At 61.1% G+C, this 9,983-nt stretch carries 8 protein-coding genes; 6 read left to right on the top strand and 2 right to left on the bottom strand.

Features of this window, described 5'->3' with window-relative positions:
- The coding region (locus RNA01_RS22330) for a GAF domain-containing sensor histidine kinase (RefSeq protein WP_147182321.1) at nt 1-1,095 on the bottom strand (1,095 nt) is incomplete at its 3' end.
- Between the two features lie 283 nt (nt 1,096-1,378).
- On the opposite strand from RNA01_RS22330, the gene RNA01_RS22325 reads away from it, so the two are divergent.
- The 6 genes from RNA01_RS22325 (at nt 1,379) to RNA01_RS22300 (ending at nt 8,407) form a co-directional block, all read left to right on the top strand.
- Nucleotides 1,379-2,392, top strand: a complete 1,014-nt coding sequence (locus RNA01_RS22325; protein WP_147182320.1) for an ABC transporter substrate-binding protein — start codon at nt 1,379-1,381, stop codon at nt 2,390-2,392.
- Nucleotides 2,393-2,499: 107 nt separating this feature from the next.
- Nucleotides 2,500-3,960 carry an ATP-binding cassette domain-containing protein gene (locus RNA01_RS22320; RefSeq protein WP_147182319.1) on the top strand — a complete coding sequence of 487 codons (1,461 nt, stop codon included), beginning with the start codon at nt 2,500-2,502 and terminating at the stop codon, nt 3,958-3,960.
- Nucleotides 3,957-4,901, top strand: a complete 945-nt coding sequence (locus RNA01_RS22315) for an ABC transporter permease (RefSeq protein WP_147182318.1) — start codon at nt 3,957-3,959, stop codon at nt 4,899-4,901. The genes RNA01_RS22320 and RNA01_RS22315 overlap by 4 nt, the downstream gene beginning before the upstream one ends.
- The gene (locus tag RNA01_RS22310) at nt 4,898-5,848 is read left to right on the top strand and encodes an ABC transporter permease (protein ID WP_147182317.1); all 951 of its coding nucleotides are present in this window, start codon (nt 4,898-4,900) and stop codon (nt 5,846-5,848) included. Before RNA01_RS22315 ends, RNA01_RS22310 begins: the two co-directional genes overlap by 4 nt.
- A 43-nt stretch (nt 5,849-5,891) precedes the next feature.
- Complete coding sequence (locus RNA01_RS22305; protein ID WP_147182316.1) at nt 5,892-6,812, top strand: SMP-30/gluconolactonase/LRE family protein; 921 nt, start codon at nt 5,892-5,894, stop codon at nt 6,810-6,812.
- Between the two features lie 65 nt (nt 6,813-6,877).
- A complete protein-coding gene (locus tag RNA01_RS22300) occupies nt 6,878-8,407 on the top strand; it encodes a UxaA family hydrolase (RefSeq protein ID WP_147182315.1) in 1,530 nt (509 codons plus the stop codon).
- Between the two features lie 248 nt (nt 8,408-8,655).
- Here the strand turns inward: RNA01_RS22300 and RNA01_RS22295 are convergent, their stop codons facing one another.
- Nucleotides 8,656-9,933: an L-fuconate dehydratase gene (locus RNA01_RS22295; RefSeq protein WP_147182314.1), complete on the bottom strand. Its 1,278-nt coding sequence runs from the start codon at nt 9,931-9,933 to the stop codon at nt 8,656-8,658.
- Between the last annotated feature and the right edge of the window lie 50 nt (nt 9,934-9,983).

The raw sequence follows: 9,983 nt of genomic DNA, 5'->3' as shown, positions 1-9,983 counted from the left end.
ACTTCTTTGATCGACCTCGCCGATGCCAATGCCGGTGTCGCGGATCTCGAGAAGCAGCTTGCCGCTGGAGACGGCAAGACGAACGGAAATACGGTCGCCCTGAGAATGACGAATGGCGTTGTTGATCGCCTCTTGGGCGATGCGGAACAGTGCGACCCGCACGGAATGCCCCAACCGTTCGGTAGCCCCATCGGTTTCGTCGACAAGCTGATGTTTGATCGCAAGTCCGCTATCCCTCACCGAGCGCCCGAGATGATTTTCGATCGCATCGGCGAGACCGAACAATTGCAGCACCGAGGGGCGAGCCTCCTCGATGATCTGCCGCAGGTCCTGCATTGAATGCTGCAGGCTGCGAAACAAAGGCTCAAGCGTCTCGCCAGTGATCGTCGTCATCAGGCTCAGCCGCTCGAGACGCTTGGCAAAACGCGTGAGATCGGCCAGCGTCTGGTCGTGCAGGTCCATGCCGATCCGCTGGCGCTCTGCCTCAAGCGCTTCCGTGAGCCGCAGCGCTCCAAGGCGCAAACCCTCCTCGCGCGCCCGCGCTTCGGCCTCGACAATGGCCGAGCGCTTGGCCTGGTCGGCGGCGCGCAACGCGAAGAAGTAGGGCGCGAGCAGGTCGGCGATCGAACGGGCTTTGGCAACGTCGGCAGGGGTATAGAAATCCGGTTGCAGGCGGGAACAGGACAGCGCGCCGATGGTCTCGCCTTGAACCTTGAGCGCAACATGCAGCCGGCTGCGTAATCCGTGCTCGAAGATCGGCCGCGAAAAGGCGCCGGAGAAGTTGAAGGTCGGGTCGGTGCTCGCATCCGCCGTCAGCATCTCGTCCACTTCCCCCATCAGCAGGTCGCGGAGCGGGCTGTTGGCGATGAGCGCCGCGGACATCTTTCCCCACGCGGTCTCGAAGCCGCTTTCATAGGCCGTGTGATAGGTGCTGCCGGGCGTGATGATGCAGACGTCCATGTGATCGTTTGGAATGATCAGGTTGATTTCCTTGGCGACCGCGCGTATGGCGGAATGGAAATCGAGTTGACCGGCAAGCAGGCGCGAGATCGTCAGGTACTGGCCAAACAACGAGGCCGAGGCGTCTTCCAGCATCGTTTTCCTCCCTTGGGTTTGTTGCTCCCTCCCGAGCCGCAAACCCCATTCCCATCGCACCGCATTAACGCAAAATACGCCCGTCGCGTCTTGCGGGGATCCGCAAACATCCTGCGGGATCCCGCAGGTTCCCTGCTTCAATTCGTCTATACAGCTTTTTTGATTTCATCCATCCTGCTTTTCACTGAGGCGCCAGTCCTCAGGAAACAACATTTCCGGATCAACCGTTGAGGAGCGGCCCCGGAGATCCGCCGGCCTGCACCGGCATCTAGGGAGAGAGACAATGACCATCAGGAAGATACTCCTGGCGTCGGCAGCGCTTGTTTGCGCGGCGATGCCGTTTTCTGCCCAGGCCGAGACGTCGGGCAAGAAAATCGCGCTTTCCAACAATTACGCCGGTAATTCCTGGCGCCAAGCCATGCTGACCAGCTGGGATAAGGTGACGAAGGAAGCGGTAAAGGCCGGCGTCGTCGCAGCAGCGGACTCCTTCACCACGGCTGAAAACCAGGCGACCGAACAGGCAGCCCAGATTCAGAACATGATCCTGGAAGGCTACGACGCCATCGTCGTCAACGCCGCGTCCCCGACTGCGCTCAACGGCGCCATCAAGGAAGCCTGCGATGCCGGCATCGTCGTCGTATCCTTCGACGGCATTGTCACCGAGCCCTGCGCTTGGCGCATCGCTGTCGACTTCAAGGAAATGGGCCGCAGTCAGGTCGAATATCTTTCCAAGAAAATACCGAACGGCGGAAACCTGCTTGAAATCCGCGGTCTCGCCGGCGTCTTCGTCGATGACGAGATTTCCGCCGGTATCCATGAAGGCGTGAAGCAGTTCCCGCAGTTCAAGATCGCCGGTTCCGTGCATGGTGACTGGGCACAGGACGTTGCCCAGCGCGCGGTCGCCGGCATCCTCCCGAGCCTGCCGGAGATCGCGGCTGTCGTGACCCAGGGGGGTGACGGCTATGGCGCCGCCCAGGCCTTCGAAGCAGCCAAACGCCCGATACCGACCATCGTGATGGGCAATCGCGAAGATGAACTGCTGTGGTGGAAGAAGCAGAAGGATGCCAGTGGTTACGAGACGATGTCCGTCTCGATTGCGCCAGGTGTCTCGACGCTTGCCTTCTGGGTCGCCCAGCAGATCCTCGACGGCAAGGATGTGAAGAAGGACCTCGTTGTGCCCTTCCTGCGCATTGATCAGGACAATCTCGAGAAGAACCTCGAGTCCACCGAGAAGGGTGGCGTCGCCAACGCCGAGTACTCGCTTGAGGATGCCCAGGCAGTTATCGCCGGCAAGTGAGCCCTTATCACGGTGCTCTTCACGCCGTGATCTCCCGCCACCCGGCGCCGTCAACCTGGCGCCGGGTGGTTCTCCCACAAACATTCCGACAGGCAGTGGCTAAGGGCATGAGTACTGAGACCAATCACCAGGCGGTCGTTTCCGCACGTGGGGTCAGGGTCGAGTTCGGCGCGGTCAAGGCGCTCGACGGTATCGATCTCGCGATCCTTCCCGGCGAGGCGATCGGCCTGGTCGGCCATAACGGCGCCGGCAAATCGACCATCGTCAACGTGATCAACGGCGGCCTGCTGCCGCATCAGGGCACAATCAGTTATGGCGGGGTGGATGGTGCCGGCGGCATCACCACGGCCCGCGCCAACGGTGTACGCTGCGTCTTCCAGGAGCTTTCGCTCTGCCCCAACCTGACCATCGTCGAGAACACAAGGGTGATGCATGCCGGGCTCAAGGGTTTTGGCTGGCGCAAACGCGCTTTGTCGCTGATCCATGCCAAACTCGATGAGATTTTCCCGGGCAACCATATCGACTGCGCCGCAACCGTCGGCGAGTTGTCGATCGCCGAGCGGCAGATGGTGGAAATCGCGATCACCTTCGCTGCCGTGACCGACGCTCCAAAGCTGGTCATTCTTGACGAACCGACGTCGTCGCTCGACGCAGGCCTTGCTGAGCAATTGCTTGCCCATGTCCGCCACTTCGTCACCTCCGGTGGCGCGGTCCTGCTGATTTCGCATATTCTCGGCGAGATACTGTCGACCTCAAGCCGGATTGTCGTGATGAAGGATGGTCGGGCCGTGACCTCGCGACCGGCCAGCGAGTTCAGCGTGCACAGCCTCGTGGAAGCGATGGGCAGCGTGGTCAAGGAACGTACGCGTGGCGGTGACAAGACCCAGAAGGATGCGCCTTACACGATCGATCGGCCTCCCTCGGCAGGTTCGCAGATCGGATTCAAGGCTCGAAGTGGCGAGATCATCGGTCTCGCTGGCCTCGGCGGCCACGGCCAGACCGACATGCTGCTCAACCTCTTCCGCGACCGCAGCGGCAATTGGCTTCCTGGTTACGGCGATGCGATCGCCTTCGTCGCCGGTGACCGCGCGCTCAATGGCACCTTTCCGCTTTGGAGCATCCTGAAGAACCTCTCGATCGGTAGCCTGCCGCATCTTTCGCGACTCGCCGCGATTGATACCGGGCGTGAGCGGACGCTCGGCGCAGACTGGAAAGAACGAATGGAAATCCGCACACCCGACATGGGCAATCCCATTCTCTCGCTATCAGGCGGCAACCAGCAAAAGGTGCTGTTTGCCCGCGCGCTTGCGACCAAGGCCGACATTGTACTGATGGACGATCCAATGCGTGGGGTCGATATCGGAACCAAGCAGGAAGTCTATGCGATCCTCCGGTCGGAGGCCGCGGCTGGCCGGACCTTTATCTGGTACTCGACCGAAATGGACGAAATCTGCCTTTGCGACCGGGTCTACGTCTTCCGAGACGGGGCGATCGTCGCCGAGCTGACGGGAGACGAGATCGAGGAAAAGAATGTGCTGGCCTCCTCCTTCTCGGGAGAAGCCGCATGAAGGCGCCGTCCGCATCCACGCTCCGCCTCCTGCTGCCGGCCGCATCGCTTGCGATCCTGCTCGCTGCGGTCTTCTATATCCAGCCGCGCGCCATGAGCTACACAGGGCTCAACCTGCTCTTCAATCTGGCAGTGCCGATCGCGCTTGCCACGATCGCCCAGATGCTGATCATCTCGGTCAACGATCTGGATCTTTCGATTGGCGCCTTTGTCAGTTTTGCGGCCTGCGTCACGGCAGTCTACATGCCGTCCGCCCCGGTAACGGCGATCGCCATTCTGGCTGCCGCCGTGGCCGCTTATGCCGCGCTCGGCATGATCATTCACATGCGTGACCTGCCCTCGATCGTCGTCACACTTGGCATGAGTTTCGTCTGGGGCGGACTTTCTGTCATCATCCTGCCGGCGCCGGGCGGAGAAGCGCCAACCTGGCTGCGTGCGGTCATGGTCTCCAAGCCGCCTTTCGTTCCGATGGCAATCGTCGCCAGCCTATTGATCGCATTCGTCGCCCATCTGCTTGTCATGCGCACCACCTTCGGCGTGCTGATGAGGGGTGTCGGCGGCAATGCCCGCTCGGTGGCGCGTGCCGGCTGGTCCGTGCTGTGGATCAAGGGCGCGACCTATGCGGCGGCCGGTTTCTTTGCCATCCTGTCGGGTATTGCGCTCGTCGGTCTCGCGACCTCGGCGGATGCCAATATCGCCCTGCGCTATACGCTGCTGTCGATCGCCGGCGTCATTCTCGGCGGCGGCGAGTTCGTCGGCGGCCGCGTGTCGCCGGTCGGGGCCGTCATCGGTGCGCTGACGTTGGCGCTGGCCGGCTCTTTCCTCTCTTTCCTGCGCCTCTCTCCGGATTGGCAGATCGGCGCGCAGGGAGCGATCCTAATTATCGTACTCGGGCTTCGGTTGGTGCTCAATCGTCGCGGCCAAGAGGAGAAACAGCCATGAGCCGCTTGACAGCTCTTTTCGGCAAGGCCTGGGTTTGGTCTTTCGTCGCTGCGGTCGCCACCTGGGTTGTTACCGTGTTGTTCACCGGCGGTTCAAGCTCCGCCGGTCTGTCCCAGGCCGCGCTCACCTTCGGCGCCTTTTCCATCATCGTCGGCCTCGGCCAGATGCTGGTGATCACCCTTGGCCCCGGCAATGTCGATCTTTCGGTGCCAGCGACGATGACGCTTTCGGGAACCATCGCGCTCAAGTTGATGGATGGGCAAGATTCGCTGATCCTGCTCGGCCTTGTGGTCTCGTTGCTGACCGGCGTCATTGTCGGCGTGCTCAATTATGCGCTGATCAAGCTACTCAGGATCCCGCCGATCATCGCCACGCTGTCGATGAGTTTCATCATTCAGTCCTCGGCCATCTGGTACAATCGTGGCCTCAGGATCAAGCCGCCAGCCATGCTGGCGCAATTCACCACCTCGACCACGTTTGGCATTCCCAACATGGCGCTCGTGGCGCTTCTGCTGTCCATTGCCGTCTGGTGGCTGTTGGATCGGGCGATCTTCGGTCGCTGGATCTCGGCGATCGGTCAGAGCCGGTTTGCCGCCCGCATGGCCGGTATCCCGGTCGATGGCTCGCGTCTCTTGACCTACGTGCTCTGTGCGGTGCTCGCAGCTACCTGCGGCTATCTTCTGGCAAGCTTTTCCGGCGGCGCGGCGCTCAACATGGGTTCGGAATATCTGCTGATGTCGATCGCCGTCGTGGTGATCGGCGGCTCGGCGGTCGCCGGCGGCAATTCCAACGTTCCGGGTATCTGGGGCGCATCGCTCTTCATGTTCCTGGTTGTCTCGATGCTGAATACCTATGGATTTGGCGCAGGCGCGCGCCTGATCCTTACGGGTGTCATTATCTTCGCGGTCATCCTGCTCGCAAGCCGCCCCCAAAACGGTGCGCGATGACGGATCGTTTCATCCTTTCTTTCAGATTTTCGGGAAACCGGCCATGGTGACTGTCCCTTCATCGATCTACGAGATCAGAGACCCGCGTTTCCGGCAGTTGGTCATCCTGAACGCTGGGCTCGACGAGCTCTATTCCGATTGCCGCTGGGCGGAAGGTCCGGTCTGGTTCGCCGACCTGAGCTGCCTTTTGTTCAGCGATATTCCCAACCAACGCATACTCCGCTATGCGCCGGGCGGTGGCGTGTCGGTGTTTCGCGAACCGTCGAATTTCGCCAATGGCAACACGCGAGACCGCGAAGGCCGATTGATTTCCTGCGAGCATGGCATGCGCCGCGTCAGCCGCACAGAAATCGATGGACGCATCACGGTGCTCGCCGACAGCTATCAGGGCAAACGACTGAATTCGCCCAACGACGTCGTGGTGAAATCGGACGGCAGCGTGTGGTTCACCGATCCGACCTACGGCATCCTGTCCGACTACGAGGGCTATCAGGCGGAACCCGAGCAGCCGACTCGCAACGTCTTCAGGCTCGATCCCCTGCGCGGCGCGCTGACGGCCGTTGTGGACGATTTCCGCCAGCCGAACGGGCTTGCCTTTTCGCCCGATGAAAGAAAGCTCTACGTGGCCGACTCTGCCAGAAGCCATGACGAGACGGCACCCAGTCATATCCGGGTCTTTGACGTCGTCGATGGCACGCGTCTGGTCAACGGCCGGGTGTTTTGCGATCTCGACAACGGAATTCCCGACGGCTTCCGTGTCGACGCCGCCGGCAATGTCTGGACCAGCGCGGGTGACGGGGTGCATTGCTTTGCACCGGACGGCACATTGCTCGGCAAGATCCTGGTACCGCAGACCGTCGCCAACCTGACCTTTGGCGGGCCGCGTCGCAACAGGCTGTTCATCACCGCGACCCGCTCGCTCTATGCGATATACACAACGGCGACCGGCGCCCAATATCCGTAAGGGCAACCGCTGTGGCGGGTTTCGACCCTGAAAATTTCGCATCGTTTCCGCTGGGAGTCTAAGTCATGTCAGCTGCCGTTTCGCCGATCATCATCCTGAACCCCGCTGATGACGTCGGCGTTGCCCGCAAGGCGATCGCTGCCGGCGCGCCGGCCGGGCCGGACGGTCTGGTTGCCAAGGTCCAGATCGGACGTGGCCACAAGATCGCGCTTCACGCCATCCCGAAGGGCAAGGAAGTGCTGAAGTTCGGCCAGGTGATCGGGATTGCGTCGGAGCCGATCGAGGCGGGCGCGCATGTGCATCTGCACAATCTGGAAATGATCGACTCCCATCACGCCTACGAATTCGGCGGCGTCCCGGGTCCGGTTCTCCTGCCGGCGGAGGAGCGGCGTACCTTCATGGGTTTCAATCGTGGCACAGGTGGCGTCGGTACCCGCAATTATATCGGCATCATTTCGTCGGTGAATTGTTCAGCCACCGTCTCGCGCTATGTGGCCGAGCATTTCAACCGGCATCACGGGCTCGACGGTTTCGCCAATGTCGACGGCGTGGTCGCCCTGACCCATGGCGGCGGCTGCGCGATCAATACGAAGTCTGAAGGCTACGAAATCCTGACACGCACAATTCAGGGCTATGCCCGCCATCCCAATTTCGGTGGCATCCTGATGATCGGTCTCGGTTGCGAGACAAACCAGATCGCCCCCATTCTCGAGCACTACAAGCTGGCCGAAGGCGCACTGCTCAGGACCATGACGATCCAGCATACCGGCGGCACGCGAAAGACGATCGAGGCGGCCTGCGAGGCGATCAATGAAATGCTGCCAATCGTCAATGGAGTCAGTCGCACGCCGCAGCCGCTCTCCGGCATCAAGCTTGCGCTCGAATGCGGCGGATCGGACGGCTATTCCGGCATTTCGGCCAATCCGGCGCTTGGCTTTGCCTCGGATCTGTTGGTGCGGAACGGTGGAACGTCAGTGCTTGCGGAAACGCCGGAGATCTATGGCGCCGAACACCTGCTGACCCGTCGTGCGGTCACTCCCGAGGTTGCGCGCAAGTTGCTCGACCGAATCGAGTGGTGGCGAAACTATACGGCGAGAAACGGCGACGAGCTCAACAACAATCCTTCCTTCGGCAACAAGCTGGGGGGGCTCACTACCATTCTTGAGAAGTCGCTGGGAGCGGTCGCCAAGGGCGGTTCGATGCCGCTTTCGGCGGTCTACGAGTATGCAGAGCTCATCACCGAGCCCGGCTTCGTCTTCATGGATACGCCGGGCTATGACCCTGTCGCTGTAACGGGCCAGGTGGCGGGCGGCTGCAATGTCATCTGTTTTACCACCGGTCGCGGCTCGGTCTCCGGCTTCAAACCGGCGCCCTGCATCAAGATCGCCACCAATTCCGAAATGTATCGCCATATGCAGGAGGACATGGACCTCAACTGCGGCGACATCGTCTCCGGCGAGGACACGATCGAGGCGGCCGGTATGCGGATCTTCGAGGAAGTAATCGCGGTGGCCTCAGGCAAAAAGACCCGCAGCGAGGAATTTGAATACGGCGACAATGAATTTGTGCCGTGGCAGGTCGGGGCGGTCACCTGAGGCGGCGCTGCAACCTGCCAGTTTTCTGAGTTCGCGTCAGCTACGAGGCTGCCAAACTCGTGGCTCGGCAGTTCTTTATGCCGGCGATGTCGTTGGGGCGGTGACAAAATCACCATTCGCGTGCCTGGCCAGATAGAGTGGGCGAAATTCGCCCACCCGACAGAATGACTTCATTGTCGACATGCCACTTGATTGGCACCTTTCATGCGATCCCCGTAGCACCGCTGCGGGGATACGCCAGGACTGTTTCAGCCTTGGAAACGGTAGCGTTCGATCGAATCCGGTTTCATCTCGATGGAGAAGCCGGGCAGGGTGGGCGGCATATAGGCGGCGTTCTCGATCCGGCAGGGGTCAATGAAGTGCTCGTGCAAGTGATCAACATATTCGATCACGCGGCCTTCCTTGGTACCGGAAACCGCAAGATAATCGATCATCGACAGATGCTGCACATATTCGCACAGGCCGACGCCGCCGGCGTGCGGCCAGACGGGGAGGTTGTATTTCGCGGCCATCAGAAGCACCGCCAGCACCTCGTTCAGGCCGCCCATGCGGCATGAATCGATCTGCACGATGTCGATCGCGCCGCCGGCGATCATCTGCTTGAAGACGATACGGTTCTGGCACATCTCTCCGGTCGCGACCTTGACCGGAGCGACCGCCTCGCGAATCGCCTTGTGGCCGGCGATGTCGTCGGGGCTGGTCGGTTCCTCGATGAAGAAGGGCTTGTAGACCGAAAGCGCCTTGACCCAGTCGATCGCCTCACCGACTTCCCAGACCTGGTTGGCATCGATCATCAGATAGCGGTCGTCGCCGATGACTTCGCGGGCGATCCGGAGGCGACGCTTGTCATCCTCCAGGTCGCGACCGACTTTCATCTTGATGTGGGTAAAGCCCTGGTCAACGGCTTCCTGGCACAGGCGACGGAGCTTTGCGTCGTCATAGCCGAGCCAGCCGGCCGATGTCGTATAACAGGCATAGCCTTCCTTCTCGAGCCGGGCGATGCGTTCGGCCTTGCCGATGTCTGCCTTCTTCAGGATCGCCAGAGCCTCATCCGGCGTAATGGCATCGGTCAGATAGCGGAAGTCTATGATCGAGAGGATTTCTTCCGGGCTCATCTCGGCGACGAGACGCCAGACCGGCTTTCCGGCCTGCTTGGCGAGCAGATCCCATACGGCATTGACGACAGCGCCAGTCGCAAGATGCATGACTCCCTTGTCTGGCCCGATCCAGCGCAATTGGCTGTCGCTCGTCACATAGCGCCAGAAGCGGCCCGGATTGGCCCGGATCCAGTCGAGCTCCAGTCCCACGACCAGATGCCGCATGGCTTCAATTGCCGCGCAGCAGATCTCATTGCCACGGCCGATGGTGAAGGTCAGGCCATGACCGTCGAGGCCGGGCTCGTCGGTCCCGAGGATGACGTAGGCAGCAGAGTAATCCGGGTCGGGGTTCATCGCATCGGAGCCGTCAAGACTCTGCGACGTGGGGAAACGCAGGTCGACTGACCGCAGGCTGGTGATTTTTGTCATGGGATTTTGGCCTTGGGTTTGGCGAATGGTTCACACGTCTTGTTTGAAAG

Source organism: Paenirhizobium naphthalenivorans (assembly GCF_007992095.1).
In the GTDB taxonomy this organism is placed as follows: Bacteria; Pseudomonadota; Alphaproteobacteria; order Rhizobiales; family Rhizobiaceae; genus Allorhizobium; species Allorhizobium naphthalenivorans.
Note: the sequence above shows the minus strand (reverse complement) of the source record. Positions and strands in the feature narration are given on the sequence as shown.

Excerpts from the sequence above, each read along its gene's own strand:
- RNA01_RS22310 (WP_147182317.1), top strand. The coding sequence starts at position 4,898 with ATGAGCCGCTTGACAGCTCTTTTCGGCAAGGCCTGGGTTTGGTCTTTC.
- RNA01_RS22315 (WP_147182318.1), top strand. The coding sequence starts at position 3,957 with ATGAAGGCGCCGTCCGCATCCACGCTCCGCCTCCTGCTGCCGGCCGCA.
- RNA01_RS22295 (WP_147182314.1), bottom strand. The coding sequence starts at position 9,933 with ATGACAAAAATCACCAGCCTGCGGTCAGTCGACCTGCGTTTCCCCACG.
- RNA01_RS22300 (WP_147182315.1), top strand. The coding sequence starts at position 6,878 with ATGTCAGCTGCCGTTTCGCCGATCATCATCCTGAACCCCGCTGATGAC.
- RNA01_RS22305 (WP_147182316.1), top strand. The coding sequence starts at position 5,892 with ATGGTGACTGTCCCTTCATCGATCTACGAGATCAGAGACCCGCGTTTC.
- RNA01_RS22325 (WP_147182320.1), top strand. The coding sequence starts at position 1,379 with ATGACCATCAGGAAGATACTCCTGGCGTCGGCAGCGCTTGTTTGCGCG.
- RNA01_RS22320 (WP_147182319.1), top strand. The coding sequence starts at position 2,500 with ATGAGTACTGAGACCAATCACCAGGCGGTCGTTTCCGCACGTGGGGTC.